At 73.5% G+C, this 26,037-nt stretch carries 23 protein-coding genes; 12 read left to right on the top strand and 11 right to left on the bottom strand.

The window, feature by feature from the left end; all coding sequences use genetic code 11:
* Positions 1–25 precede the first annotated feature (25 nt).
* A complete protein-coding gene (locus AB0398_RS19575) occupies positions 26–1,237 on the bottom strand; it encodes a pyridoxal phosphate-dependent aminotransferase (RefSeq protein WP_366376671.1) in 1,212 nt (403 codons plus the stop codon).
* A gap of 100 nt (positions 1,238–1,337) precedes the next feature.
* Here AB0398_RS19575 and AB0398_RS19580 point away from each other — a divergent pair, with 100 nt between their 5' ends.
* A complete protein-coding gene (locus AB0398_RS19580) occupies positions 1,338–2,012 on the top strand; it encodes a winged helix-turn-helix transcriptional regulator (RefSeq protein ID WP_366376673.1) in 675 nt (224 codons plus the stop codon).
* On the opposite strand, the gene AB0398_RS19585 is transcribed toward AB0398_RS19580, so the two are convergent.
* Together AB0398_RS19585 and AB0398_RS19590 are read right to left on the bottom strand one after the other, a co-directional pair.
* Positions 2,002–2,358, bottom strand: coding sequence for a MerR family transcriptional regulator (locus AB0398_RS19585; RefSeq protein ID WP_366376675.1), 357 nt, complete (start codon positions 2,356–2,358; stop codon positions 2,002–2,004). The two genes, AB0398_RS19580 and AB0398_RS19585, sit on opposite strands and share 11 nt — an antisense overlap.
* Positions 2,359–2,406: 48 nt before the next feature.
* Positions 2,407–3,156: an SDR family oxidoreductase gene (locus AB0398_RS19590; RefSeq protein ID WP_366376677.1), complete on the bottom strand. Its 750-nt coding sequence runs from the start codon at positions 3,154–3,156 to the stop codon at positions 2,407–2,409.
* 340 nt (positions 3,157–3,496) lie between these two features.
* On the opposite strand from AB0398_RS19590, the gene AB0398_RS19595 reads away from it, so the two are divergent.
* Positions 3,497–4,132 carry a uridine kinase gene (locus AB0398_RS19595; RefSeq protein ID WP_366376679.1) on the top strand — a complete coding sequence of 212 codons (636 nt, stop codon included), beginning with the start codon at positions 3,497–3,499 and terminating at the stop codon, positions 4,130–4,132.
* Between the two features lie 33 nt (positions 4,133–4,165).
* Here the strand turns inward: AB0398_RS19595 and AB0398_RS19600 are convergent, their stop codons facing one another.
* Positions 4,166–5,080, bottom strand: a complete 915-nt coding sequence (locus AB0398_RS19600; RefSeq protein WP_366376681.1) for a PfkB family carbohydrate kinase — start codon at positions 5,078–5,080, stop codon at positions 4,166–4,168.
* On the bottom strand, positions 5,077–6,123 hold the full coding sequence (locus AB0398_RS19605; RefSeq protein ID WP_366376683.1) for a pseudouridine-5'-phosphate glycosidase: 1,047 nt from the start codon (positions 6,121–6,123) through the stop codon (positions 5,077–5,079). The genes AB0398_RS19600 and AB0398_RS19605 overlap by 4 nt, the downstream gene beginning before the upstream one ends.
* Positions 6,124–6,387: 264 nt before the next feature.
* Here AB0398_RS19605 and AB0398_RS19610 point away from each other — a divergent pair, with 264 nt between their 5' ends.
* The gene (locus tag AB0398_RS19610; RefSeq protein ID WP_366376685.1) at positions 6,388–6,744 is read left to right on the top strand and encodes a cupin domain-containing protein; all 357 of its coding nucleotides are present in this window, start codon (positions 6,388–6,390) and stop codon (positions 6,742–6,744) included.
* Positions 6,745–6,913: 169 nt separating this feature from the next.
* On the opposite strand, the gene AB0398_RS19615 is transcribed toward AB0398_RS19610, so the two are convergent.
* On the bottom strand, positions 6,914–8,218 hold the full coding sequence (locus AB0398_RS19615; protein ID WP_366376687.1) for an MFS transporter: 1,305 nt from the start codon (positions 8,216–8,218) through the stop codon (positions 6,914–6,916).
* A 181-nt stretch (positions 8,219–8,399) separates the two neighbouring features.
* A complete protein-coding gene (locus tag AB0398_RS19620; RefSeq protein ID WP_366376688.1) occupies positions 8,400–8,936 on the bottom strand; it encodes a methylated-DNA--[protein]-cysteine S-methyltransferase in 537 nt (178 codons plus the stop codon).
* Positions 8,937–9,165: 229 nt separating this feature from the next.
* Here AB0398_RS19620 and AB0398_RS19625 point away from each other — a divergent pair, with 229 nt between their 5' ends.
* The 5 genes from AB0398_RS19625 (at position 9,166) to AB0398_RS19645 (ending at position 16,535) form a co-directional block, all read left to right on the top strand.
* Positions 9,166–10,062 carry an MHYT domain-containing protein gene (locus AB0398_RS19625; protein ID WP_366376690.1) on the top strand — a complete coding sequence of 299 codons (897 nt, stop codon included), beginning with the start codon at positions 9,166–9,168 and terminating at the stop codon, positions 10,060–10,062.
* A 71-nt stretch (positions 10,063–10,133) separates the two neighbouring features.
* Positions 10,134–12,263 carry an excinuclease ABC subunit UvrB gene (uvrB, locus tag AB0398_RS19630; protein WP_366376692.1) on the top strand — a complete coding sequence of 710 codons (2,130 nt, stop codon included), beginning with the start codon at positions 10,134–10,136 and terminating at the stop codon, positions 12,261–12,263.
* Between the two features lie 217 nt (positions 12,264–12,480).
* Complete coding sequence (locus AB0398_RS19635; protein ID WP_366376694.1) at positions 12,481–13,059, top strand: TerD family protein; 579 nt, start codon at positions 12,481–12,483, stop codon at positions 13,057–13,059.
* Positions 13,060–13,223: 164 nt separating this feature from the next.
* Positions 13,224–15,296 carry a TerD family protein gene (locus AB0398_RS19640; RefSeq protein ID WP_366376696.1) on the top strand — a complete coding sequence of 691 codons (2,073 nt, stop codon included), beginning with the start codon at positions 13,224–13,226 and terminating at the stop codon, positions 15,294–15,296.
* A gap of 231 nt (positions 15,297–15,527) precedes the next feature.
* On the top strand, positions 15,528–16,535 hold the full coding sequence (locus tag AB0398_RS19645) for a TerC family protein (protein WP_366376698.1): 1,008 nt from the start codon (positions 15,528–15,530) through the stop codon (positions 16,533–16,535).
* An 83-nt stretch (positions 16,536–16,618) separates the two neighbouring features.
* Here the strand turns inward: AB0398_RS19645 and AB0398_RS19650 are convergent, their stop codons facing one another.
* From AB0398_RS19650 to AB0398_RS19660, 3 genes are all read right to left on the bottom strand, one after another.
* Positions 16,619–17,899, bottom strand: coding sequence for an MFS transporter (locus AB0398_RS19650; RefSeq protein WP_366376914.1), 1,281 nt, complete (start codon positions 17,897–17,899; stop codon positions 16,619–16,621).
* A gap of 132 nt (positions 17,900–18,031) precedes the next feature.
* Entirely contained in the window at positions 18,032–18,688 is a 657-nt protein-coding gene (locus AB0398_RS19655) for an MBL fold metallo-hydrolase (protein ID WP_366376700.1), read from the bottom strand.
* Between the two features lie 9 nt (positions 18,689–18,697).
* On the bottom strand, positions 18,698–19,396 hold the full coding sequence (locus AB0398_RS19660) for a maleylpyruvate isomerase family mycothiol-dependent enzyme (RefSeq protein WP_366376702.1): 699 nt from the start codon (positions 19,394–19,396) through the stop codon (positions 18,698–18,700).
* A gap of 165 nt (positions 19,397–19,561) precedes the next feature.
* Between AB0398_RS19660 and uvrA the strand changes: the two genes are divergently transcribed.
* On the top strand, positions 19,562–22,603 hold the full coding sequence (gene uvrA, locus AB0398_RS19665) for an excinuclease ABC subunit UvrA (protein ID WP_366376704.1): 3,042 nt from the start codon (positions 19,562–19,564) through the stop codon (positions 22,601–22,603).
* A 231-nt stretch (positions 22,604–22,834) separates the two neighbouring features.
* Positions 22,835–23,260 carry a Rieske (2Fe-2S) protein gene (locus tag AB0398_RS19670; protein WP_366376706.1) on the top strand — a complete coding sequence of 142 codons (426 nt, stop codon included), beginning with the start codon at positions 22,835–22,837 and terminating at the stop codon, positions 23,258–23,260.
* A 42-nt stretch (positions 23,261–23,302) separates the two neighbouring features.
* Here AB0398_RS19670 and AB0398_RS19675 read toward each other — a convergent pair whose 3' ends face one another.
* Complete coding sequence (locus AB0398_RS19675; RefSeq protein WP_366376708.1) at positions 23,303–24,232, bottom strand: hypothetical protein; 930 nt, start codon at positions 24,230–24,232, stop codon at positions 23,303–23,305.
* Positions 24,233–24,457: 225 nt separating this feature from the next.
* On the opposite strand from AB0398_RS19675, the gene AB0398_RS19680 reads away from it, so the two are divergent.
* Positions 24,458–25,045 carry a papain-like cysteine protease family protein gene (locus AB0398_RS19680; protein WP_366376710.1) on the top strand — a complete coding sequence of 196 codons (588 nt, stop codon included), beginning with the start codon at positions 24,458–24,460 and terminating at the stop codon, positions 25,043–25,045.
* Positions 25,042–25,923, top strand: a complete 882-nt coding sequence (locus AB0398_RS19685; protein ID WP_366376712.1) for a hypothetical protein — start codon at positions 25,042–25,044, stop codon at positions 25,921–25,923. The genes AB0398_RS19680 and AB0398_RS19685 overlap by 4 nt, the downstream gene beginning before the upstream one ends.
* Positions 25,924–26,037 lie beyond the last annotated feature (114 nt).

Genomic DNA, 26,037 nt, shown 5'->3' on the forward strand with positions numbered 1-26,037 from the left:
GGGCTCGCGTCACCGCCCGTGTCCGCTACTGCCGGTATCCGCTCAGGAAGCGGCCGATGCGGCTGATCGCGGCGTCGAGGTCGTCGGCGTACGGCAGGGTGAGGATGCGGAAGTGGTCCGGGCGCGGCCAGTTGAAGCCGCTGCCCTGGACGACCTGGATCTTCTCCCGGAGCAGCAGGTCGAGGACGAACTTCTCGTCGTCGTGGATCCTGTGCACGGCCGGGTCGAGGCGCGGGAAGGCGTACAGGGCGCCCTTCGGCTTCACGCAGGAGACGCCCGGGATCTCGTTGAGCTTCTCCCAGGCGCGGTCGCGCTGTTCGCGCAGCCTGCCGCCCGGGGCGGTCAGCTCGTGGATCGACTGGCGGCCGCCGAGCGCGGCCTGGATGGCGTACTGGGCGGGGGCGTTGGGGCACAGGCGCATGGAGGCCAGCATGGTGAGGCCCTCCAGGTAGTTGGCGGCGTGCCGCTTCGGGCCGGTGACGACCAGCCAGCCGGAGCGGAAGCCCGCCACCCGGTACGTCTTGGAGAGGCCGCCGAAGGTGAGGATCACCAGGTCGTCGGCGAGGGAGGCGGCCGGATGATGGACGGCGTCGTCGTAGACGATCCGGTCGTAGATCTCGTCGGCGAGGACCATCAGGCCGTGGCGGCGGGCGAGGTCGAGGATCCCCTCGACGATCTCCTTCGGATAGACCGCGCCGGTGGGGTTGTTGGGGTTGATGATGACGACGGCCCGGGTCCGGTCGGTGATCTTCGACGCCATGTCGTCGAGGTCGGGGTACCAGTCGGCCGACTCGTCGCAGAGGTAGTGCACGGCCTTGCCGCCCGCGAGGGTGGTGGCGGCCGTCCAGAGCGGGAAGTCGGGGGCGGGGATCAGGACCTCGTCGCCGTCCTCCAGGAGGGCCTGCACGGCCATGGAGACCAGCTCCGAGACGCCGTTGCCGAGGAAGACGTCGTCGACGTCGACCTCGGGGAGGCCCATCTCCTGGTAGCGCTGGGCCACCGCGCGGCGGGCGGAGAGGATGCCGCGCGAGTCGGTGTAGCCGTGGGCCTTGGGGAGCATCCGGATCATGTCCTGGACGATCTCCTCGGGCGCCTCGAAGCCGAAGAGGGCCGGATTGCCCGTGTTGAGGCGCAGGACGCTGTGGCCCGCCTCCTCCAGGGCGTTGGCGTGCTCGATCACCGGGCCGCGGATCTCGTAGCAGACCTCGTTCAGCTTGCTCGACTGCCGGAACTCCATGTCCGACCTCCCCAGTTCCCGGAACCAGCACCGCTCGTTGTTGCTTGGTTTTACCAAGTTCGAGCTTGGAAAGTCCAACGACATGTCTAGACTGCGTCGCATGCCACGTCAGACACGCCGCAGCTACGACCAGCACTGCGCCGCCGCGCGCGCCCTCGACCTCGTCGGCGACCGCTGGACCCTGCTCGTCGTCCGCGAACTCCTCGCCGGGCCGCGCCGCTACACCGACCTCCACGCCGACCTGCCCGGCGTCAGCACGGACATGCTGGCCGGCCGCCTCAAGGACATGGAGGGCGCCGGACTGGTCACCCGCCGCCGACTGCCCCCGCCCGCCTCGGCGTCCGTCTACGAGCTCACCCCGCGCGGCCGGGACCTGCTGCCCGTCCTGCGCGCCCTCGCCGCGTGGGGCGCGCCCGACCTGGGGGAACCGCGCCCGACCGACGCGATGCGCGCCCACTGGTACGCGATCCCGCTCCTCGGGGCGCTCGCGGAGCTGGGCGCGGGAACCGTCCAGGTCACCCTGGACGAGGGAGAGTTCCACGTACGGGTCGGGGCCGACGGCGCCGTCGCGTACGGGGACGGCCCCGCCGGGTCCCCCGACGCCCGGCTGCTGACCGACGCGGCGACGTGCCGGGCGCTCGCGGGCGGGGAGCTGACGCTCGCCGAGGCCGTGGCGTCGGGACGGGCGGAGCTCGAAGGAGCGGGGGCGGAGTTCCGAGGAGCGGGGGCGGAGCCGGTCCCGCTTCCGGTCGCGACCCCCGGCCTCACGTCCTGACGGACTCCGCCCCCAGGGCCTTCGCCAGGCGGTCGCGGGCCGCGGTCTGCGCCGCGATCCGGGCGTCGAGCACGGCCAGCCGCTCACGCGCGATCTCCAGGCCGCGGCCGGACGGCGGGGCCGAGGGCATGTCCCCGTCCAGGCAGGAGCGGAAGGCGGACACGTCGTCCAGGGTGAGCCCGGCGTCCAGCAGGTACCGGATGTTCGCCACCCGCGTGACGGCGCCCTCTTCGTACACCCGGTAGCCGTTGGCCGCCCGGGACGACGCGATCAGATCCGCCTTCTCGTAGTGCCGCAGGGCCCGGGCCGACACCCCGGTCCGCCGGGCCAGTTCGCCGATGCGCAAGGACGCCACCTCCTCGCACAGTCGTACCACGGCCCGGCGGGAGGCCGTTCAGGCGACCAGCGCGCCCCCGTCGACGGGCAGCACCGTGCCGGTCAGGAAGGCGGCGTCGGGCGCGGCGAGGGCGGTGATCGCCCACGCGACCTCCTCGGGCCTGCCGAGCCGCCCCGGCGGGACGTGCGCGAGCTGCCAGGCCCGCACCGCCTCCGACTCCTCGGGTGACAGGCCCGTGTGCGGGCCGATCGGGGTGTCGATCGGCCCGGGGGCGACCGCCACCACCCGGACCCCGGCCGGCGCCAGCTCCACCGCCCAGCAGCGGGTCAGGGTCTCCAGGGCGCTCTTGGTCGCCTGATAGAAGGAGTTGGCGGGCCAGCCGCGCTGCCCGACGGTCGTCGACACGTTCACCACCACGCCCCCGGACTCCCGGAGGGCGGGGACGGCGGCCTGGGTCAGCAGGACCGGGGCGACGAGGTTCGTCTCCAGGAGCGGGGTGATCACCGAGCGGTCGAGGGTGCCGAGCGGACCGCCCGTGGCGATCCCGGCGTTGTTGACGAGGACGTCGAGGCGGCCGTGGGCGTCCAGGACGGCCTTGACGATCTCCTCGGCGGCGCCCTCCGCCGTGACGTCGGCGGCGAACGGGTGGATCCCGGGCCGGCCCCCGGCGGTCTCCCGCAGCGGCTCCTCCCTGCGGCCGACGGCGACGACGGTCGCCCCCTGCCCGGCGAAGGCCCGCGCGGCGGCCCGGCCGATGCCGGTGCCCGCGCCCGTGACGACGACCCTGGTGGATGTGGTGGTGTCCATGAATCCGATGGTCGAACGGTGACGCCAGTGACAAGGTCAAGGCCTGACGTCGAACGAGCCGCGGACGGCCCTGCCCGAGGCCCGGGGAGGCGCGCGAGCACGTGGACGCGTTCGTCGTCCGACGGAGGGGGATCCGGGCGGCCCGGGGGATACGGGAGCCCGGCGTCGCGCTCTGGCCCGGCTCGGCTTGCCCCGACTCTGCTCGGCCCGGCCCGGCCCGGCCCGTACGACCGTGCCGACCTCGTCGCCGCACGCACGGAGGCCCGCGCCGACCGGCTTACCGTGCCGCCGCGCGGACCCGGTGACGACGGGCCGCCGTGCGTACGGGCAGAGTGGGGGGATGCGGTACGAGGCGATCACCTGGGACCGGCTGGCGGAGGCGCTCGCCGGGCACGTCGACGCGTCCGCCCCCGGAGACGGCGGCGCATGGCTCAAGGTCGGCATCGACGGGCCGCCCGCCGCGCCCGGCGGCGAACTCGCCGCCGCGCTGGCCGAGGCCCTGCGGGCGCGCGGGCGCCCCGTCCACCTGGCGGGCACGGACGGCTTCCTGCGACCCGCCTCCCTCCGGTACGAGTACGGCAAGCAGGACCCCGACGCGTACTACGGCGGGTGGACCGACACCGGGGCCCTGTGGCGGGAGGTCTTCGGCCCGCTGGAGCCCGGCGGCACCGGGCGCGTGCTGCCCGACCTGTGGGACCCGGTCAGGGACCGGGCCACCCGCAGCCCGTACGTCACGCTGCCGCCCGGCGGCGTCCTCGTCCTGCACGGCCCCTTCCTGCTCGGCCACTGGTTCCCCTTCGACCTCGCCGTGCACCTGCTGCTCTCGCCCGCCGCCCTCGCCCGGCGCACGGAGGAGGCCTGGACCCTCCCCGCCTTCGCTCGGTACGAGACGGAGGTCGAACCGGCCGGGACGGCGGACGTCGTCGTGCGCGCCGACGACCCGCGCCACCCGGCCTGGACGGGGTTCGAGCGGTAGGCGCCCCGGACCCGCCGTTCCCCGGGAGGTCGATCAGCCGCCCGCCGGTGGTACCGGTGGTCTGCCGCCCACCACCGTGACCGCCTCCGCGCCCGCCCCGCACCCCGCCTCCGCCGCCTTGGCCGGATCCGCGCCCGCGAGCCGGGCCGCCAGGAAGGCCCCGGTGAACGCGTCGCCCGCCCCCGTCGAGTCCACCGGCCGCGCCGGAGGCGCCGCCACCCGCCCGGTGACCGCGCCGCCCTCGGCGACCAGCGCGCCCGCCGCCCCGAGGGTGACCACGACCAGCGGGAAGCGCCGGCTCAACTCCGCCGCCGCCCGCTCCGGTTCGGCGTGTCCGGTGAGCACCCGGGCCTCGTCGGCGTTGGGCAGCAGCACCTCGGCCCCCGCCACGGCCGCCAGGAAACGGTCGGCGCCCAGCACCGTCAGGAACCCCGCCGAGGCCGGGTCCACGCTCACCGGAACCCCCGCCCCGGCGGCGTCCCGCAGCGCCCGCCCGGCCGTCTCGCGGCTCGGATCCGCGAAGAACAGGTATCCCGAGAGGTGCAGCCGGCCCACGCCGTCGAGCAGCCCGGGGGACCAGTCGGCGGGGGAGAGGCGCAGCGCGGCGCCGCTGTCGGTCAGGAAGGTGCGCTCCGCCGACGCGTCCACGAGCGCGATGACGGTGGCCGTCGCCGCCTCCGCGTCCCGGACGAGCAGGGGACGCACCCCCGCCGCCCGCAGCGCCCGCTCGTGCCAGTCGGCCGCGTCCGTCCCCACCCGGCCGAGCAGCCGCACCTCCCCGCCGCCGGAACGCGCCGCCCAGCAGGCCGCGTTGGCCCCGGCGCCGCCCGGCAGGGTCCGGATCTCCGCCGCCGTGTCCGTGGCCGCCGCGAGCGGGGTCCGGTGCCGGGCGATGACGTCCGTGACCACGTCCCCGACGACGAGCAGCGCCCGCCCGGCGCGGTTCACCGGCCGCCCGCGCCGCGCGCCTCCGTACCGACCTCTCCGCCGTGCGCCTCCGTACCGCCCCCTCCGTCGCGTGCTCCCGTGACGTGCGTCCCCTCACGTCTCTCCGTGCCGCCGCTCGTCCCTCCCGCGCCGGATGTGCCCGCCCCGTACGCCCCCGCGATCTCCGCCGCGAGCCGCACGTTCCCCCGTACCGCCGCCAGGTTGGCCTCCAGGGACGCGCCCTCCGTGTGGACCGTCAGGTATTCGAGGAGGAACGGCGTCACCGCCTGGCCCGTGATCCCCTTCTCCTTCGCCGCCGCCAGGCCGTCCGCGAGCACCCGGTCGTGCAGCGCGGGGTCCAACTGCTCCGCCTCCGGGACGGGGTTGGCCACGACGAGCGCGGTCCGGAGGCCCGCGAGCCGGTCCTGCGCGCGTATCACCGCCGCCACCTCCTCCGGCGTCCGCAGGGTCCAGTCGACCGGCTCGCCCGAGGAGGAGAGGTAGAAGCCGGGGAAGTGCTCCGTGCCGTACCCGACGACCGTCACCCCCAGCGTCTCCAGCCGCTGGAGCGTCGCGGGCACGTCGAGGATCGACTTGACCCCGGCGCAGACGACGGTGGTCCCGACCCGGGCGAGCAGCCGCAGATCGGCGGACTCGTCCTGCGTCTCGCCCCACTCGCGGTGCACCCCGCCGAGGCCGCCCGTCGCGAACACCCGGACGCCCGCCGCGTCCGCCAGCCAGGCCGTCGCCGAGACCGTCGTCGCGCCGGTCGCGCCCGTCGCCAGGGCGGGGGCCAGATCGCGGTGGCCCAGCTTCCGCACCGTCGGGTCCTCGGCGATCCGTATCAGCGCCGCCTCGTCCAGGCCCACCCTGGCCCTGCCGTCCACCACGGCGATCGTGGCGGGGACGGCGCCCCCGGCCCGTACCAGCCCCTCCAGCTCACGGGCCACCGCGAGGTTGCGCGGGCGCGGCAGGCCGTGGGCGATGAGCGTCGATTCCAGCGCGACGACGGGACGGCCCTCGTGGAGCGCCTCCCGTACCTCTTCGGACACGTGTGTGGACATGCCCCATTCCTGGCGCACCCACGGGCCCCGCAAACCTCGCCGGCGACCTCCCGCCAGCGCGGTCGCCGCGCCCTGCGGAATCCGTCACCGGCCACCCCCGGCGACCCTCCCGGGCGTCCACGGCACCCTTGCGGCGCCACGCCGGGACGGCGGTGCGGATTCCGTCGCCGTCTCCGGAACCGTGCATCGTGCCTGGTGGGAGCCGTGCCGTTCACGTGGTCCCGGTCTCGGGCGGCCTCCGGATCCCCGCTACAGTCACCGCCCATGACGACACACGACCTGCCCTCCTTCGCCGTCCACATCCCCGACGCGGAGCTCGAAGCGGAGCCGCTCGACCCCGCCCAGATCGTCTCCGGCACGCCCGAGGTGACGGGCAGGGTGCTGTGGGAGTCCGCCGACGGCAAGCAGGTGCGCGGCATCTGGCAGATCACGCCCGGCGTCGTCACCGACACCGAGGCGAACGAACTGTTCGTGGTGGTCTCCGGGCGGGCGACCGTCGCCGTCGAGGGCGGGGACACCCTGGAGATCGGCCCCGGCGACGCCTGTGTCCTGCGCGAGGGCGACCGGACCACCTGGACCGTCCACGAGACCCTGCGCAAGGCGTACCACATCAGTCTCTGAGGCCCCGCGCCCCACTGGGGGTCCGCTCGTGAGCCGTCGGCGGGAGTCGAGTGGAAACCTTCCCGTCCGTCGGCACCCCGGTCGGCGGCACGGACGCCCCGCGCCGCCCGGCCGCCGGAGCCTCCTCCTGGCGGCGCCGCGCTGACGGCGCGTCTTCCGGGAGTTCGGCTCAGGCCTTCCGGAAGACGCTCCGCAGGGCGAGCGCCGCCATCGGAAGGAGCAGGCAGGCGGCGATCGCGTTCAGCGGTCCGTAGCCCGCCTGCGAGACGATCAGGCCCGCCGCGAGGCCGCCGAGCCCGGCGGCCGTGTTCATGATGAAGTCGGAGAGCCCCTGGACGGCGGCCCGGGCGGCCTGCGGCACCGAGTCCGTGAGCAGCGCCGAACCGGACACGAGCCCCGCGGACCAGCCCAGGCCGAGGACGAAGAGCCCCAGGGCGACCCGGCCGTGGCTCGCCCCGGCCGTGCCCGCGACGAGCGCCGCCACGCCGATCAGCCCGACCGCGAGCCCGATCACCGACAGGCGCCCCAGCCGGTCGGAGAGCCAGCCCATCAGCGGCGAGAAGGCGTACATGCCCGCGATGTGGCCGCTGATGACGAGGCCGATCAGCTGGATGTCCGCGCCGTGGTGGGTGAGCGCCACCGGGGTCATCGACATGATCGACACCATGGCGGTGTGCGAGCCCGCGACGGTGACCAGGGCGAGCCGGGCCTTCGGGGACTCCCGCACCGCCCGCATCCCGGCCCGCAGGGAGCGGCCCTCGACCGCCGCCTTCCCGCCCGGGTCCTCGTCGGTCAGCGCGCGGGCGGTGAGCAGCGGGTCCGGGCGCAGCAGCAGGGCCACCACGGCCGCGGAGACCACGAAGACGCCGGCGGCCCAGACGAAGGGGCCCGCCGTGGCCGGTATGCCGAGGTCCGCGACGCTCTTCCCGGCGGGCGCCGCGACGTTCGGCCCGAGCACCGCGCCGATCGTGGTCGCCCACACCACCGTGGAGATGGCCCGGGCCCGGTGGTCCGGCTCGGCCAGGTCGGCGGCGGCGAAACGGGCCGCCAGATTGGCCGAGGAACCGGCGCCGAAGCCGACGAGCCCGACGAGCAGCAGGGCGAAGCTCCCGACGACCGCCCCGAGCACCACGACCCCGGCGCCCACCGCCCCGAGCAGATACGCGAGGACGAGCCCCGCCCGGCGCCCCCGCGAGGCCATCAGGGCGGCCAGCGGCATGGCGAGGAGCGCGGGACCGGCCACCGTCGCCGTCGACGCCAGACCGGCCAGCGCCTCGGTGCCGCCGACCTCCGTGGCCAGGACGGCGGCGAGCGCGACACCGATGGCGATGCCGAGTCCGCCGAGGATCTGGGTGGCGATCAGCACGGCCTGGACGCGGCGGCGCAGCGCGGGCAGTTCGGCGGCGGTGACGGGGGCGGGGCCGGGTATGCGGCCGGGCAGGGTGGCGTCAGGGGCACCGGGGGTCTGGGTCACTTACGAGAGTGTGCCAGCCGTCCCACCTGATGGGAACGTCCCGATCACCGACGCGCCTCCGCCCGCCGACGCGCCCCGTCCGGCAGCGCCCCTCCGTCCTGCGACGCCCATCGGAGCAGCGCCCCTCAGAACAGCCCCCTCCAGAACGGCACCCCCCTCAGAACACCCCGGAACACCCCCCTCAGAACAACAGCGCCGGCAGCACCCCCTCAAGGGCCAGCAGCCGCCGCTTGGTCTCCAGGCCGCCCCCGAAGCCCCCGAGCCCGCCGTCGCTCTCCACCACGCGGTGGCACGGCACCACCACCGGCAGCGGATTGGAACCCATCGCCGCCCCCACCGCCTGCGCGGCGCCCGGCTGCCCCACGCGCCTCGCCAGCTCCCCGTACCCGACGACCGTCCCGTACGGGACGCCGGTCGCCAGCTCGCGCAGCACCTGCCGGTTGAACCCGGCCGTCAGGCTCCAGTCCAGGGGCAGGTCGAACTCGTCCGGATCGCCCGCGAAGTACCGCTCCAGCCGGCGTATCGGCTCCGCGAGCAGCCCCGAGGCGCGCTCCACCGGCTCCGCGCCGAGCCGGGACCCCAGCCGGTCCGGCATCTGCTCCCGCCGCACCGCGTCCGCGTGGAACCCGACCCGTACGAGCCCCCGCCCGGTCGCGGCGAGGAAGAGCGGCCCGACGTCGCTCTCCACGACCGCCCACTCCACCGCTTCGATGTCCATGCCGACCACGCTACGACCCCCCACCGACAACCCGGCCGCGACCACGTGCAGCCGTCCGGGACCGGCGCCAAGATCACGGACCGGTCTCGCTCCGGACTCACGAAGGGAAATTCCCCGGTCACATGGTCGCCGCGACTTCCGCGCGCCATAATCTCGCCCCGGGGAGTCAGGAGCCGACGGAACCGACTGTTTTCGGCCGACGTCGCACCAGGGGTGGAGGGCACAGCTCATGCAGGGCACGGTCGACGGATTCAGTTACGGGCTCGTCACCCCGGTGGCCTCGTTCCTCATGGCCTGCCTCGGCGGCGCCCTCGGTCTGAGGTGCACCACCAGATCCCTCCGCCACCGCGACAGCTTCAAGGCGGGCTGGCTCGTCCTCGGCGCCACCTCGATCGGCACCGGCATCTGGACCATGCACTTCATCGCCATGATGGGCTTCTCGGTCCAGCAGGCCCCGGTCGACTACGACCGGCCCCTCACCTTCGCCAGCCTGGGCGTCGCCATCCTCATGGTCGGCATCGGCATCCTCATCGTCGGTTACCGCGGGGCGACCGCCCTCACCCTGGTCACCGGCGGCACCATCACCGGTCTCGGCATCGCCACCATGCACTACCTCGGCATGGCCGGCATGCGCCTCCACGGCCGCGTCGAGTACGACACGGCGACCGTGGCCCTCTCCGTAGTCATCGCCGTCGTGGCCGCCACCACGGCCCTCTGGGCGGCCGTCTCCGTCCATGGGTTTCTGGCCAGTCTCGGTGCGAGCCTGGTGATGGGCGTCGCCGTCAGTGGTATGCACTACACGGCCATGGCCGCCGTCACCGTCCACCTGAACGGGGCCGTGGCCCCCGGGGCCGCCACCGCCCCCGCCGCCTCGCTCCTCCTGCCGATGCTGATCGGCCCGGCGGTCTTCCTGATCCTCGCCGCGGTCGTCGTCATGTTCGACCCGCTGCTCGTGATGGGCGACCCCGAATGGAGGCGGACCCCGGCCCGGACCGTGCACCGCCCCGGTGTGCCCGCCCCGCGCCACGTGCCGACCCACTACGGCGAGCCCGCCCGCCGACCCACCCGCCGCGCCATCCGCAGGACCGCCGCGCTGCACGGCGTGCACCGCTCCCAGGACTGGTGACGAGCCGCCCGGAGGCCGTGCGGTGAGCCGATCGCCGCCCGAGTGTCAGTGCCGGGTCGTACGGTGGTTGCATGCGGCCCGTTTCCAAGATCGAACGTACGGTGGCGCCCTTCGAGGTCGTCAGCTCCTACCAGCCCAGCGGCGACCAGCCGACGGCCATCGCCGACCTCGAGCGGCGGATCCGCGCGGGCGAGAAGGACGTCGTCCTCCTCGGTGCCACCGGCACCGGCAAGTCGGCGACCACCGCCTGGATGATCGAGAAGCTCCAGCGCCCCACCCTGGTGATGGCGCCGAACAAGACGCTGGCCGCCCAGCTGGCGAACGAGTTCCGCGAGCTCCTGCCCAACAACGCCGTCGAGTACTTCGTCTCGTACTACGACTACTACCAGCCCGAGGCGTACGTCCCGCAGTCGGACACCTACATCGAGAAGGACTCCTCCATCAACGAGGAGGTGGAGCGGCTGCGCCACTCCGCGACGAACTCCCTGCTCACCCGCCGGGACGTGATCGTCGTCGCCTCCGTCTCCTGCATCTACGGCCTCGGCACGCCCCAGGAGTACGTGGACCGGATGGTCCCGCTCAAGGTCGGCGAGGAGATCGACCGCGACCAGCTCCTCCGCCGCTTCGTCGACATCCAGTACACCCGGAACGACCTGGCGTTCACCCGCGGCACCTTCCGCGTCCGCGGCGACACCATCGAGATCTTCCCGGTGTACGAGGAGCTCGCCGTCCGCATCGAGATGTTCGGCGACGAGATCGAGGCCCTCTCCACCCTCCACCCGCTCACCGGCGAGGTCATCAGCGAGGACGAGCACCTGTACGTCTTCCCGGCCAGCCACTACGTCGCCGGACCCGAGCGCATGGAGCGGGCCGTCAACGACATCGAGCGCGAGCTGGAGGGCCGTCTCGCCGAGCTGGACAAGCAGGGCAAGCACCTGGAGTCCCAGCGGCTGCGCATGCGGACCACGTACGACATCGAGATGATGCGCCAGATCGGCTCCTGCTCCGGCATCGAGAACTACTCGATGCACTTCGACGGACGCGAGCCCGGCTCCGCGCCCAACACGCTCCTGGACTACTTCCCCGAGGACTTCCTGCTCGTCATCGACGAGTCGCACGTCACCGTGCCGCAGATCGGCGCCATGTACGAGGGCGACGCCTCCCGCAAGCGGACCCTGGTCGACCACGGCTTCCGGCTCCCGTCGGCCCTCGACAACCGCCCGCTGAAGTGGGAGGAGTTCCAGAAGCGGATCGGCCAGACCGTCTACCTCTCCGCGACCCCCGGCACGTACGAGCTCTCCCGGGGCGACGGCTTCGTCGAGCAGATCATCCGCCCCACCGGCCTCGTCGACCCCGAGGTCGTCGTCAAGCCCACCGAGGGCCAGATCGACGACCTGGTCCACGAGATCCGGCTGCGCACCGAGCGGGACGAGCGGGTCCTCGTCACCACCCTCACCAAGAAGATGGCCGAGGACCTCACCGACTACTTCCTGGAGCTCGGCATCCAGGTGCGCTACCTGCACAGCGACGTCGACACCCTGCGCCGCATCGAGCTGCTGCGCGAGCTGCGCGCCGGTGAGTACGACGTCCTGGTCGGCATCAACCTCCTCCGGGAGGGCCTCGACCTCCCCGAGGTGTCCCTGGTCGCCATCCTCGACGCCGACAAGCAGGGCTTCCTGCGCTCCGGGACCTCCCTCATCCAGACGATCGGCCGCGCCGCGCGGAACGTCTCGGGCCAGGTCCACATGTACGCGGACCGGATCACCCCGGCGATGGAGCAGGCCATCGACGAGACCAACCGGCGCCGCGAGAAGCAGATCGCGTACAACACGGAGCACGGCATCGACCCGCAGCCGCTCCGCAAGAAGATCAACGACATCGTGGCGACCATCGCGCGCGAGGAGATCGACACCGAGGAACTGCTCGGCACCGGCTACCGCCAGGCGAAGGAGGGCAAGGGCGCCAAGACCCCCGTCCCCGCGCTCGCCGCGCACGCGTCCAAGGGCCGGGGCAGGGCCGGGTCCACGGTCGAGCTCGGCGACCGGCCCGCCACCGAACTGGCCGCGATCATCGAGGAGATGACGGACCGGATGCGCGCCGCCGCAGCCGAGCTCCAGTTCGAGGTGGCGGCCCGGCTCCGCGACGAGGTGGGAGAACTGAAGAAGGAGCTGCGCCAGATGAAGGAGGCGGGCCTCGCCTGACGGCGGGTCCCGCCCGGCCGGAGGCGGTCCCCAGGTTGCTCTGCGAGTCCGTGCCGCCGGCGAACAGGCCCCGCCCGGCCGGAGGCGGTCCGGTGTGTTGCAAGACCGACACAAAACCGGACCGCCCCTCCGCGGTGTCAGTGACCCTGCGTAGGGTGCTGAACAACCGCACGCACCGGACCGCGGGCGCGGGGAACGCAACGAGAGGGGCACGCGCGTGACCGTGAACATGACCAAGGGTCAGGCCATCAGCCTGGAGAAGCAGGGCGGGGGCAGCCTCACCCAGGTGCGGATGGGGCTCGGCTGGCAGGCGGCGCCGCGCCGCGGTCTGTTCGGCTCGCGCACCCGCGAGATCGACCTGGACGCCTCGGCCGTCCTCTTCGCCGACAAGCAGCCGGTCGACGTGGTCTTCTTCCGGCACCTGGTCAGCGACGACGGCTCGGTCAAGCACACCGGCGACAACCTGGTGGGCGGTGCCGGCCAGGGCGGCGACGACGAGGCGATCCTCGTCGACCTGGAGCGGATCCCGGTCCACATCGACCAGATCGTCTTCACGGTGAACTCCTTCACCGGCCAGACGTTCCAGGAGGTGCAGAACGCCTTCTGCCGGCTCGTCGACGAGACGAACGGGCAGGAGCTGGCGCGCTACACCCTCGATGGCGGCGGCCGCTACACCGCCCAGATCATGGCGAAGGTGCACCGGGCCGGCTCCGGCTGGCAGATGACGGCCCTGGGCAACCCGGCCAACGGCCGCACCTTCCAGGACCTGATGCCGGCGATCCTGCCGCACCTGTAGGCGGCCCGCGCGCCCCGCACCCACAGCTCCCGGAGGCAGCCGCCGCCGGGAGCTGTCCCGCATGACCCGTCCGGCGCCCTGATCCGGACGGCCCGCGAACGACCCGTTTGAACCGCACCGGAACACGCGAATCCGCGCCGGGAAGCACCGAGGGGACAGAGTCGATGACGGCCGAGCTGGTCCGGGGGCAGAACCACCCCCTGCCCGACACCCGACTGGAGATCCGGGTGTCGGCCGGTCATCCGGTCCTCGCCGGAGCCACCCTCGGCGACGAGGCGGGCAGGGTCCCCGGCGCGGAGTGGATCGCCCACCCCGGCGCGCCCTCGCTCCCCGGCGTCGACGTCTCCCGGGCCGCCGCGGCCGACCACCGCCTCTCCGTCGACCTGGCGGCGATGCCCGGGACCGTCCACCGGATCTCGGTCTTCCTGGCGCTGCCCGGACACGGCGGAGCCACCCGCTTCGGGGCCGTCGCCGCCCCCTTCGTCGCCGTCGCGGGACCCGGCGGCGACGAGATCGCCAGCTACACCCTCACGGGGCTCGACAGCGAGTCCGCCGTCGTCGCCCTAGAGCTGTACCGCCGCCAGGGCGCCTGGAAGGTCCGCGCCATGGGCCAGGGGTACGACGGAGGGCTCGCCGCCCTCCTCGGCGACCAGGGCCTGGAGCGGTCCGCCGACGCGGCCGCGGCGATCCTGGCGGCGGCCGCCCCGGAGCCCGCCCCCGCGGCCACCGCCCCCCGGCCGCGCGCCCCCGAGCCGGAGCGGGTGCCCCGGTCGGCGCCCCCGGCCCCGGACTCCGCGCTCCCGGCGGCCCCGGACCCCGCCACCCTCCCGGCCGTCCCGGCCCCGGTGGCCCCGACCGGCTCGGACCACCCCACGCCCCTGGCCACCCCGGTCGTCCCGGCCCCCGCCTCCCCGGCGGCCTCGGACCCCACGCCTCCGCCCCCGCCCCTCCCGCCGGTCGTCTCCGACCCGACGCCGACCGTGCCGGTGACCCCGCCGCGGGGCACGGACACGCGCGCCCCGGGTGGCCCCATCGACTACTCCCACCCGCGCCGCAGGCCCGCCGCCGCGCCGGAGCCGCCGCAGGCCCCGCCCCAGGCTCCGCCCGCGCCGGTCGCCGGGGACGCCTCCGGCTGGTCCATGGACGAGCGCCTGTACAACCAGGTGTGGGGGATGTTCGAGGACCTGGCCCGCGCCGCCGCCGCCTACCGCAGCGCCTGCGACTTCGCGGAGTCCCGGCTCGACCGTGAGCTGGACCAGACCCTCTCCGACTACCGCGCGCGGAACGGGGGCGCGAACGACGCCGCCCGGGCGACCGCCAGGGCCCGGCACGACGAGCTGGTGGAGCGGGCCCGGGCGGTCCTCGACCGGGACCTCGCCCAGCTCGCGGCCGAGTCCGAGGTGGTCGAGCCGGCCCTGCCGCCCGCCTACGCCCGCTGGGACAACCCCGTCTGGCACGCCTACCGGGTCCCGGCCGAGGAGCCGATGGCCGTCCGGCTCGGCGACCTCCACCTGCCCGAGCGGGCCGAGCTGCGGATCCCCATGCTCGTCCGGCTGCCGCTGGAGCGGGGGCTGTGGGTGGACAGCGGCCGGGGCCACTCGGAGGCGGCCGGTCTCCTCGACGAGACCGAGCTGCGGCGGCTCGCCCTGGACAGCGCGGTCGCGCACGCGGCCCGGCTGCTCGCGGCGCACCCGGCGGACGGCTTCTCCGTCCACGTCCTCGACGCGGCCGGAGCGGGCGCCGCCTCCCTCGCGCCGCTCGTGGACTCGGGCGTCCTCGCCGCCCCGCCGGCCCGGGGCGCGGCCGGCGTCTCGGCGGTCCTGGAGCAGCTCACCGAGCGGGTCGACCTGCTCCAGATGGCGCTGCGCGGCGGTGCGACCGACGCGCTGCCGCCCGGCCTGGACACGGCCCGGCAGCTCCTGATCGTGCACGACTTCCCGCACGGCTTCGACGACCGGGCGGTCACCCGGCTGCGGTACCTCGCCGACGAGGGCCCCTCGGTCGGCGTCCACCTGCTGATGGTGGCGGACCGGGCGGACGCGGCCGCGTACGGGCCGCTGCTCGACCCCCTGTGGCGCTCACTGCTGCGGCTCACCCCCGTGCCCGACGACCACCTCGCCGACCCGTGGGTGGGACACGCCTGGTCGTACGAGCCGCCGGTGCTCCCGCCGGGCAGCGGGGTGCTGCGGCAGGTCCTCGCCCAGGTGGCGGACGCCCGCCGGGGGAAGCGGTTCTGAGCTGGCGTTTTGATGATCCTTTAGCCTCGCCTTTACCTTCTCTTGGTGTTTCGGGTAATGTTCTTCACGCGGAGGGGAGTACTCCCCAAGCGCGGCGTGCCCGTCAGTACGGACGGATCCCAGTGATCCGATCCCGGGGCGTCGGCCCGGCGGCGGTCAGCCCGCCCCCGGGTGGAAGAGACCTCCGGCAGCGACGACGCTGATCAGTAGCCGTACGACGCCGGAGGCGCAATGGACGTTTCAACGACCATGTGGGTCCTGACCATTCTCGGTCTGGGTGCCCTGATCGGTGCCGACTTCTTCATCGGGCGCAAGCCCCATGACGTGTCGGTCAAGGAAGCCGGAATCTGGACGATCGTCTGGATCGTGCTCGCCGCACTCTTCGGGGTCGGCCTGCTCTTCTTCGGCAACGCCCAGGCGTCCGGAGAGTTCTTCGCCGGATACATCACCGAGAAGTCGCTCAGTGTCGACAACCTCTTCGTCTTCGTCCTGATCATGGCGAAGTTCTCGGTGCCGTCACACCTCCAGCAGCGCGTGCTGCTGATCGGCGTCCTGATCGCCCTGGTACTCCGCGCGATCTTCATCGCCGCCGGCGCCGCGATCATCGCGAGCTTCTCCTGGGTCTTCTACATCTTCGGCGCGTTCCTGATCTACACCGCCTGGAAGCTCATCCAGGAGGCGCGCTCCGACGAGGAGGAGGACGAGTTCGAGGAGAACAGGCTCCTCAAGAGCGTCGAGAAGAAGTTCGGCGTCGCCGACCGCTACCACGGCACCAAGCTCTTCATCCGGGCCAACGGCAAGCGGGTGATGACCCCGCTGATGGTGGTCATGCTCGCCATCGGCACCACCGACATCCTCTTCGCCCTCGACTCCATCCCGGCGATCTTCGGCCTCACCCAGGACCCGTACATCGTCTTCACCGCCAACGCCTTCGCCCTCATGGGCCTGCGGCAGCTGTACTTCCTGATCGGCGGCCTGCTCAAGAAGCTGGTCCACCTCAGCTACGGCCTGTCGGTGATCCTCGGCTTCATCGGCGTCAAGCTGGTGCTGCACGCCCTGCACGAGTCCGGGGTGCACGTCCCGGAGATCTCCATCCCGGTCTCCCTCGCGGTCATCTGCGGTGTTCTGATCATCACCACGGTCACCAGCCTGATCGCCTCCAAGCGGCAGGCCGAGCGGGAAGCCGCCCAGAGCGTGGCCGACGCCGACGGCACCGAGAAGGACAGCATCGGCGCCTGACGCGGCACACACGGCGACGGCCGGCCCGGGACCCCCTCCCCGGCCGGCCTTCGCCGTTTCCGCGCTCCCGTCCCGGACGGGTTCTAGACGGGCGCGGGCTCCTTCACCGCAGTGCGGGCCGGGAGGGTCTCCGGGAGGAGCGCGAAGCAGCCCAGGCTGACCAGGGCCACCAGGGTCAGATACGCCGCCACGCCCCACGGCGGGCCGGAGCCGCCCTCGGAGAGCGCGGTGGCCGCGAGGGGGGTCAGGGCGCCGCCGAGGACGCCCGCGAGGTTGTAGCCCACGGCCGCGCCCGTGCAGCGGACCCGGGGCTCGTACAGCTCCGGCAGGTACGCGGAGACCACCGCGAACATGGTGATGAAGGCCAGCAGCGCGCCCAGGAAGCCGAGGAACATCAGCGGAGGCCGCGCGGTGTGCAGCAGCGCCACCATCGGGAACATCCAGAGCGCGCAGCCCGCGCACCCGGCCAGGCAGAGCGTCCGGCGGCCCCAGCGGTCGGCGAGCAGCGCCGCGAACGGGGTGGCCGCGCCCATCACCGCCACCGCCGCCATGACGCAACCCAGCATCACCGGGCCGCTCAGGCCGAGCCGCCCGGTGCCGTAGGCCAGGGCCCAGGTGGAGACCGCGTAGAAGACGGCGTACCCGACGGCGAGGGCCCCCGCCGTCAGCAGCACCAGCCGCCAGTGGTCCCGGACCACCTCGGTCAGCGGGGCGCCCGCGCGCCGCCCGGACGCGGACAGCTCCTCGAACTGCGGGGTCTCCGCGAGCGAGGAGCGCAGCAGCAGCCCGCCCGCTGCGAGCAGTCCCGCGGCCCAGAACGGCACCCGCCAGCCCCAGGAGCGGAACTCCGCGTCGCTCAGTCCGGCCGTGAGCCCCAGCATCACCCCGTTCGCCAGGAGGAAGCCGACCGCCGGGCCGATCTGCGGGAAGCTCGCCCACAGCGCGCGCCGGTGCTCCGGCGCATGCTCGGCGGTGAGCAGTACCGCCCCGCCCCACTCGCCGCCCAGGCCGAGCCCCTGGAGGAAGCGGAGCAGGAGCAGCAGCACGGGGGCGGCGATGCCGAGCGTCGCGTACGTGGGGAGGCAGCCGACCGCGACCGTGGCGCAGCCGGTCAGGAGCAGCGAGGCGAAGAGGACCGGGCGCCGGCCGTACCGGTCGCCGACGTGGCCGAAGAGGACCGAGCCCAGCGGCCGGGCCACGAAGCCGACGGCGAAGGTGCCGAAGGCGGCCAGGGTCCCGGCGAGCGGGGAGAAGGTCGGGAAGAAGAGCGGCCCCAGGACGAGGGCTGCGGCGGTCCCGTAGACGTAGAAGTCGAAGAACTCGATGGCGGTGCCGACCAGGGAGGCGGCGGCGATCCGGCCCATCGAAGGGCCGGTGGGTGGCGACGGAGAGTGACGGCGGTGCATGTCCCGCGATCTACCCGCCGGCCGTCCCCGCTACGGGGGCGTGCGGGAGCGCGCCGCTGGTGGGGCGCGCGCCCTCCGTCCGCCCTCGGGTCACCAGCCGCGCTCGCGCCACTCCGCGAGGTGGGGGCGCTCGTCACCGAGCGTCGTGTCCTTGCCGTGGCCCGGGTAGACCCAGGACTCGTCCGGGAGGGCCTCGAAGAGCTTGGTCTCCACGTCGTGGAGGAGGCTCGCGAAGGCCTCCGGGTCCTTGTGGGTGTTGCCCACGCCGCCGGGGAAGAGGCAGTCGCCGGTGAAGACGTGGGGGTGGCCGTGCGGGTCGTCGTAGACGAGGGCGATCGAGCCCGGGGTGTGGCCGACGAGCCGGCGCGCGGTCAGCCCGATCCGGCCCACCCGGATCGTGTCGCCGTCCTCGACGGGCACGTCGGTCGCGACCGGGATGCCCTCCGCGTCGTACGCGCCCGCGTAGGTGCGCGCGCCGGTCGCGGCGACCACCTCGGCCAGGGCCTGCCAGTGGTCGCCGTGCCGGTGGGTGGTGACGACGGCGCCGACGCCGTCGTCACCGATCAGCGTGAGCAGCGTCCCGGCGTCGTTCGCCGCGTCGATCAGCAGCTGCTCGCCGGTGGCCCGGCAGCGCAGCAGGTACGCGTTGTTGTCCATCGGACCGACCGCGACCTTCGAGATCATCAGGTCCGCCAGCTCGTGCACGTCCGCAGGGCCGCCGACCCTCACCACTCCGCTGTACGTCATGCGCTCAGCCTATAGCGGGGGCAGGTCCGGGAGGCCGTCGCCGGAGAGGACGACGAGACGGGCACCCTTGTCGCCGCGGCCGGACAGCCAGCCGAGCAGGTCGGGCCCGGTGCCGGCGAGGACCACCGGGGTTCCCCCGGTGCCGCCGGTGCGCCAGGCGGGGCCCTCCTCGGGATCGAGGCGGAGGGTCACCGGGGGCACCTCCGGGCGCCCCGACCAGCGGTCGGCCAGGAACTCGATCTCCCGCAGGACGAACTCCTCCGGCAGGTCCTCCAGGTCGTAGCCGGCGCCCAGGTCGACGTGGTGCAGCTCCACCTCCACCCAGCGGCGGAAGGGGACCCGGGCCGCGCTGTCGGTGACGCCGTTGCGCAGCTCGACCGTCCGGCCCCAGTCGGCGGGCTTCTCGCACACCGCCCGCAGCCGGTCGGCGCTCTCGCGCACGTCGGCGAGCTGCACGTCGAGCGGACGGTACGCGTCGCGCTCGATGTCGGCCTCGCGGGTGGCGGCGTCCGGGTACATGGGCCGTCCCTCGAAGACGTTCACCAGGGCGTCGGCGTTGCGGGCGAGGTGGGCGAGGACATGGCCGCGGGTCCAGCCGGGAAGCCGTGACGGCTCGGCCGTCGCGGCGTTGTCCCAGGAGGCGGCGGCCTCCAGGAGCCGATCGGTCGCCTCTTGTACGGAAACAAGGTCACGCTCGTGGTCGATCATGGCGCCGACCCTAGCGCCGACCGGGCCGGACCACTCGTTCGGGTGAAGAGGTCTCCGGAAGACCGGTAATCGAATGTACGTGCTATACGCTCGATGGAAGCATCCGGCGTCCCCGGTTGTTGGTGTGTAGGCACATCCGCTCTCTCAAGAAAGGTGCGGACCGGCGTGGCCGACCGTCTCATCGTCCGTGGCGCTCGCGAGCACAACCTCAAGAACGTCTCCCTCGATCTCCCGCGTGACTCCCTCATCGTCTTCACCGGGCTCTCGGGGTCGGGCAAGTCCTCCCTCGCGTTCGACACGATCTTCGCCGAGGGGCAGCGCCGGTACGTCGAGTCGCTCTCCTCGTACGCCCGGCAGTTCCTCGGCCAGATGGACAAGCCGGACGTCGACTTCATCGAAGGTCTGTCGCCCGCCGTCTCCATCGACCAGAAGTCGACCTCGCGCAACCCGCGCTCGACGGTCGGCACCATCACGGAGGTCTACGACTACCTCCGCCTGCTCTTCGCGCGCATCGGCAAGCCGCACTGTCCCGAGTGCCACCGCCCCATCTCGCGCCAGTCGCCGCAGGCCATCGTCGACAGGGTCCTGGAGCTGCCCGAGGGCAGCCGCTTCCAGGTGCTCTCCCCGCTCGTGCGCGAGCGCAAGGGCGAGTTCGCCGACCTCTTCGCCGACCTCCAGACCAAGGGCTACAGCCGGGCCCGGGTCGACGGCGCGACCGTGCAGCTCAGCGAGCCGCCGACGCTGAAGAAGCAGGAGAAGCACACCATCGAGGTGGTCGTCGACCGCCTCACCGTCAAGGACAGCGCCAAGCGCCGGCTCACCGACTCCGTCGAGACCGCGCTCGGACTCTCCGGCGGCATGGTCGTGCTCGACTTCGTCGACCTCCCCGAGGACGACCCCGAGCGCGAGAAGATGTACTCGGAGCACCTCTACTGCCCGTACGACGACCTCTCCTTCGAGGAGCTGGAGCCGCGCTCCTTCTCCTTCAACTCGCCCTTCGGCGCCTGCCCGGACTGCACCGGCATCGGCACCCGCATGGAGGTCGACCCGGAGCTGATCGTCCCCGACGAGGACAAGTCCCTCGACGAGGGCGCCATCCACCCCTGGTCGCACGGCCACACCAAGGAGTACTTCGGCCGGCTCATCGGCGGCCTCTCCCAGGCCCTCGGCTTCCGCACGGACATCCCGTACGCGGGCCTGCCGCAGCGCGCCAAGAAGGCGCTGATGCACGGCCACAAGACCCAGGTCGAGGTCCGCTACCGGAACCGGTACGGGCGGGAGCGGGCGTACACCACCCCGGCCTTCGAGGGGGCCGTCTCCTTCGTCAAGCGGCGCCACACCGAGGCCGAGAGCGACTCCAGCCGCGAGCGCTTCGAGGGCTACATGCGCGAGGTGCCGTGTCCCACCTGCGAGGGCACCCGGCTGAAGCCGATCGTCCTCGCGGTCACGGTCATGGACAAGTCCATCGCCGAGGTCTCCGCGATGTCCATCAGCGACTGCGCCGAGTTCCTCTCCCGGCTCACCCTCAGCGCCCGGGACAAGAAGATCGCCGAGAGGGTCCTCAAGGAGGTCAACGAGCGGCTGCGCTTCCTCGTCGACGTCGGCCTCGACTACCTCTCGCTCAACCGGGCCGCCGGGACGCTCTCCGGCGGCGAGGCCCAGCGCATCCGGCTCGCCACCCAGATCGGCTCCGGCCTGGTCGGCGTGCTCTACGTGCTCGACGAGCCCTCCATCGGCCTCCACCAGCGCGACAACCACCGGCTGATCGAGACCCTGGTGCGGCTCCGGGACATGGGCAACACGCTCATCGTGGTCGAGCACGACGAGGACACCATCAAGGTGGCCGACTGGGTCGTGGACATCGGCCCCGGCGCCGGCGAGCACGGCGGCAAGGTCGTCCACTCCGGCTCCCTGAAGGAACTCCTCGCCAACGAGGAGTCGATGACCGGGCAGTACCTGTCCGGCCGCCGGGCGATCACCACCCCGGACGTCCGCCGGCCGGTGGACCCCGAGCGCAGGCTCACCGTGCACGGGGCCCGCGAGAACAACCTGCGGGACATCGACGTCTCCTTCCCGCTCGGCGTCCTCACCGCCGTCACCGGCGTCTCCGGCTCCGGCAAGTCGACCCTGGTCAACGACATCCTCTACACCCACCTGGCGCGCGAGCTGAACGGCGCCAAGTCGGTGCCCGGCCGGCACACGCGCGTGGACGGCGACGACCTCGTCGACAAGGTCGTGCACGTCGACCAGTCCCCGATCGGCCGCACCCCCCGGTCGAACCCGGCGACCTACACCGGCGTCTTCGACCACGTCCGCAAGCTCTTCGCCGAGACGATGGAGGCCAAGGTCCGGGGCTACCTGCCCGGCCGCTTCTCCTTCAACGTCAAGGGCGGCCGCTGCGAGAACTGCTCCGGCGACGGCACGATCAAGATCGAGATGAACTTCCTCCCGGACGTCTACGTCCCGTGCGAGGTCTGCCACGGCGACCGGTACAACCGGGAGACCCTGGAGGTCCACTACAAGGGCAAGTCCATCGCCGAAGTCCTGAACATGCCGATCGAGGAGGCCCTCGACTTCTTCGAGGCCGTCCCGACCATCGCCCGTCACCTGCGCACGCTCAACGAGGTCGGCCTCGGCTACGTCCGCCTCGGGCAGTCCGCGCCGACGCTCTCCGGCGGCGAGGCCCAGCGCGTGAAGCTCGCCTCCGAGCTCCAGAAGCGCTCGACGGGCCGCACGGTCTACGTCCTGGACGAGCCGACCACCGGTCTGCACTTCGAGGACATCTCGAAGCTGATCAAGGTCCTCTCCGGCCTGGTCGACAAGGGGAACTCGGTGATCGTCATCGAGCACAACCTCGACGTCATCAAGACCGCGGACTGGGTCGTCGACATGGGCCCGGAGGGCGGCAGCGGCGGCGGCCTGGTGGTCGCCGAGGGCACGCCGGAGGAGGTCGCCTCGGTCCCGACGAGCCACACCGGCAAGTTCCTCCGCGAGATCCTCGGCGCCGACCGGATCAGCGACGCGGCGGTCCCGGCGGCGCGCGGCACGAAGAAGGCGGCGGCGAAGAAGACGGCGACGGCGAAGAAGGCCGCCACCGCGAAGGCCGCCCCGGCGAAGAAGACGGCCGCCACGAAGACGGCCGCCACCAAGGCGACCGCGACCAAGGCCGCCGCCAAGAAGACGGCGACCCGGGCCCGCAAGGCCTGACCCGGACCGTCACCCGGCAGGGCCCCGCCCGGGGGCCCTGCCGGGCCGGTGCGCCCCCGGCGCGGACCCCCGCCGTCACACCGGCGGGGGTCCGCGCCGGGGGCATCGCCGTATCCGCATGTCCTCGTGCGTGTGGCCCACGGCCCCCGCGACCCGTGCGCGGAGCGCGCCGGTATCGTCGGTTCGGTCACCGCTGGGGTGTCTTGTCCCCGATCTCACCGTGGAGCGCTCATGTCCGGCCAGTCCAGCCGCCGCACCGTACTGAAAGGCGCCGCCCTCGCCGGTGCCGCCGGGCTGGGGGTCGCCGCCTGCTCCACCGAGTCCAAGCTCGGCCACGCCGAGGTCCCGACCCCGACCGCCCCGGTCTCCCTCGGCTCCCCGGACGCGGTCCCGGTCGGCGGCTCCAAGCTCTACCGCGAGCAGCGCCTCGTGGTGAGCTGCCCCGCCGAGGGCCAGTACAAGGCCTTCAGCGCCCAGTGCACCCACGCGGGCTGCGTGCTCGACAAGGTCGAGGAGAACGAGGGCAACTGCCCCTGCCACGGCAGCCGCTTCGACGTCACGACCGGCAAGGCGCTCCGGGGCCCGGCCACCGTCCCGCTCCCCGAGGTCCCGGTCCGCGTCGAGGGCGGCGAGCTCGTCGCCGGACCCGAGGCCTGACACACGGACGGTTCAGGACCCGAGGCCTGACACACGGACGGTTCAGGACCAGTCCCAGTCGACCCCCAGGATCCCCGGGCGCACCCCCTGCTCCACCAGGTGCACCGTGCGGTGCCGGCCGCTCAGGGTCAGCTCCGCGCGGCCGCCGCGCGGCGCCCCCGCCGAGACCTGCGCGAACCTCCGGCACCGCACCGGAAGCGCCGCCTCGTCGAAGCGCACCTGGAGCACGTACTGCCCACCCGCGAAGCTGAACCCGCGCACGTACTCCCCGCTCGCCCCCGCCGTACCGTCCTCGAAGCCGTACGAGAAGAGGTACGTGTCCCCGGCGCGCAGCCGCGCGTCGAAGAGCAGCTCCGCGACCAGCACCCCCGTCCCCGCGTGCCACCGCACCCGCCCGGTCCGGCAGTTCTCCACCGCCCGCACCACCACCCGCGACGGGTCGCAGCCCGGGTCCCCGTGGTGGATGGCCAGATAGCGGTCCACTCCGTCCCGGTGCGCCCGCACCACGTGCTGGGACTCGCGCCCCACCAGCTCCCGCCCGGCCCCGATCCGCACCCGCTCGTGGTGCCCGACCGTGTGCAGCCCCCCGTCCGTCGGGCACTCCATCTCCGCGAGCAGCTCCTCCACCGAGCCGGACGCCTCCACCAGCGAGCGGTACGAGCGGCCCGCCGGGCGCTCCACCTCGGACCGGGCGGCCGTGTCCTCCGACAGCAGGCGCAGGAGTGAGTTGCCCGGGAGCTGGAGCACCTCCTCCAGGGCCCGGACGGCCTTCAGGGACTCCGGCCGCTGCGGACGGCGGGCGCCCTGCTGCCAGTAGCTCAGACTCGTCACCCCGACCCTCACGCCCCGGTGCGCCAGATGGTGCTGGACCCGCTGGAGCGGCAGCCCGCGCACGGCGAGCGCGGTGCGCAGCGCCAGATGGAAGGGACCGGTGTGCAGCAACTGCGCAAGATCGGCCTCGGTGTGGCTCACGAGGACTCCTCGGTGAACGTTCACGGTGGGGGAGCGGACCGTCGCACCGCCGGGGACGGGCGGGCAGGTGGGCCGAGGGCGTCCGTTCACACCCGGGTCACACCGTTCACAGTCCGATGTCATCCCGCATTGAAGCGTGTTGACCCGGACCGGACAACGGCAGATGCTCCTGACCAGCGTCCGGACGCGCTCCTCCACACCCCCACCCCACCCGGGAGGAACGCGATGCGCAGAAGAAAGCTGAACCTCGCGGCACTCGCCGCAGCCGCCCTCTTCCTCGTCCCCACCACCTCGGCGTCCGCCGCGCCGGCCGGTGAGGACGCCTCCGCCCTCGCCGCCAAGCGCCTGAACATCGCCATGCAGGCCCAGCAGAAGAGCAACTGGTGCTGGGCGGCGGCCGGCAACACCATCGCCACCTGGTTCGGCCGCGGCTACAGCCAGAACCAGTTCTGCAACGCCGCCTTCAACCGCCAGCAGGGCTACGACTGCCCCAACAACCAGGCCACCCTCGGCAACGTCCAGACCGGTCTGAGCTGGGCCGGCGTCCGCCCCGGCTCGTACGTGACCGGCTGGCTGCGCTACCCCACGGTGCAGACCGAGATCAACGCCGACCGGCCGATCGAGACCCGGATCCAGTGGTCGAGCGGCGGCGGGCACATGCACGTGATCTACGGCTACGACGACGCGAGCAGCTGGGTCTACTGGGGCGACCCCTGGCCCTCCAGCGACCGCTACAACTGGGCCTCGCACGCCTGGTACGTCGACAACGGCTCCTTCTCCTGGACCCACTCGCTCTACCGGATCGGGGCGTGACCACCGTGATCACCGCGACCACGGCACGCGCGCGTGCCACCGCCGCCGGCCTCCTGACCGCCGCCGCCCTCGTCGCCCTCGGCACGTTCCCCGCGTCCGCCGCCGAGAGCCTGCCGTCCGCCCCCACCCCCGAGCGGGCCGCCGGCGCGCCGGGGACCCTGGAGACCCTGTCCCGGTTCTTCGCCCGGGACGGGAAGGGAGCCGGGGCGGCCGCCGCGGACGCCGCCCGTCCGGCGGGCGCCCCGCGGATCGAGGGCGCCTCCGTCCCGGTCCGGATCCTCTCCCCGGACTTCGTCGCCGGGAAGGCCGGGGCCCCGGTCGCCCGCGTCGAGTTCCGCGCCAGCCGGGCCGTCGCCCCGGACGGGCGGAAGGCCTCCCTGTGGACGGTCCGGGGGGCCGACGGCTGGCAGGTGGTGAACATCGCCACCGGCGACGACGAGATCCGGTACGCGGAGCGGGGCGGGCGCCTGCTGCCCGGCGGCCTCGTCTTCCGCGAACCCCAGATCGACGCCTGGTACGTCCAGAAGGGCGCGAAGGTGCTCCCGCTGGACGAGGACGCGGTGCGGGCCGTCGGGAAGAACGGGACGAGCCTCGCCGCGTACCGCGAGCGGGTCGCACGGGCGTACGGCGACAAGCTCCCCGGCTCCGCCTACGCGAAGAAGGGCGCGGCGGGCGGGTACGGGCCGCAGGAGGCCGCGGCCCGGGGGGCCGCACCCCAGGCGGCTCCCGGCCCCCAGGCCGCCCCCGGGCCCCGTACCGAGGCCTCCGGGGAGACCGCCGCCACCGTGGCCGGCGTCGGCACCGCCCTGGGCCTCGCCCTGGCGGCCACGACCGCGATACGCCGCCGCCGGGCGGCCGGGAGCGGCCCGGCGGCCTGACCTGGCCCCGCCCGGGCCCGCCCCGGCTCCGTCGCGGGCCCGCCCCGGTTCCGGCCGGGGCGGGCCCCGTGCGGGCGGGTCCCCACCCCGTCCGCACGGAGCCGGACGCACGTG

Source organism: Streptomyces sp. NPDC086147, assembly GCF_040702165.1.
Lineage (GTDB): Bacteria > Actinomycetota > Actinomycetes > Streptomycetales > Streptomycetaceae > Streptomyces.

Excerpts from the sequence above, each read along its gene's own strand:
- AB0398_RS19640 (WP_366376696.1), top strand. The coding sequence starts at position 13,224 with ATGACGGCCGAGCTGGTCCGGGGGCAGAACCACCCCCTGCCCGACACC.
- AB0398_RS19660 (WP_366376702.1), bottom strand. The coding sequence starts at position 19,396 with ATGATCGACCACGAGCGTGACCTTGTTTCCGTACAAGAGGCGACCGAT.
- AB0398_RS19580 (WP_366376673.1), top strand. The coding sequence starts at position 1,338 with ATGCCACGTCAGACACGCCGCAGCTACGACCAGCACTGCGCCGCCGCG.
- AB0398_RS19605 (WP_366376683.1), bottom strand. The coding sequence starts at position 6,123 with ATGTCCACACACGTGTCCGAAGAGGTACGGGAGGCGCTCCACGAGGGC.
- AB0398_RS19645 (WP_366376698.1), top strand. The coding sequence starts at position 15,528 with ATGGACGTTTCAACGACCATGTGGGTCCTGACCATTCTCGGTCTGGGT.
- AB0398_RS19610 (WP_366376685.1), top strand. The coding sequence starts at position 6,388 with ATGACGACACACGACCTGCCCTCCTTCGCCGTCCACATCCCCGACGCG.
- AB0398_RS19620 (WP_366376688.1), bottom strand. The coding sequence starts at position 8,936 with ATGGACATCGAAGCGGTGGAGTGGGCGGTCGTGGAGAGCGACGTCGGG.
- AB0398_RS19590 (WP_366376677.1), bottom strand. The coding sequence starts at position 3,156 with ATGGACACCACCACATCCACCAGGGTCGTCGTCACGGGCGCGGGCACC.
- AB0398_RS19625 (WP_366376690.1), top strand. The coding sequence starts at position 9,166 with ATGCAGGGCACGGTCGACGGATTCAGTTACGGGCTCGTCACCCCGGTG.
- AB0398_RS19655 (WP_366376700.1), bottom strand. The coding sequence starts at position 18,688 with ATGACGTACAGCGGAGTGGTGAGGGTCGGCGGCCCTGCGGACGTGCAC.
- AB0398_RS19575 (WP_366376671.1), bottom strand. The coding sequence starts at position 1,237 with ATGGAGTTCCGGCAGTCGAGCAAGCTGAACGAGGTCTGCTACGAGATC.
- AB0398_RS19670 (WP_366376706.1), top strand. The coding sequence starts at position 22,835 with ATGTCCGGCCAGTCCAGCCGCCGCACCGTACTGAAAGGCGCCGCCCTC.
- AB0398_RS19650 (WP_366376914.1), bottom strand. The coding sequence starts at position 17,899 with ATGGGCCGGATCGCCGCCGCCTCCCTGGTCGGCACCGCCATCGAGTTC.
- uvrB (WP_366376692.1), top strand. The coding sequence starts at position 10,134 with ATGCGGCCCGTTTCCAAGATCGAACGTACGGTGGCGCCCTTCGAGGTC.
- AB0398_RS19595 (WP_366376679.1), top strand. The coding sequence starts at position 3,497 with ATGCGGTACGAGGCGATCACCTGGGACCGGCTGGCGGAGGCGCTCGCC.
- AB0398_RS19680 (WP_366376710.1), top strand. The coding sequence starts at position 24,458 with ATGCGCAGAAGAAAGCTGAACCTCGCGGCACTCGCCGCAGCCGCCCTC.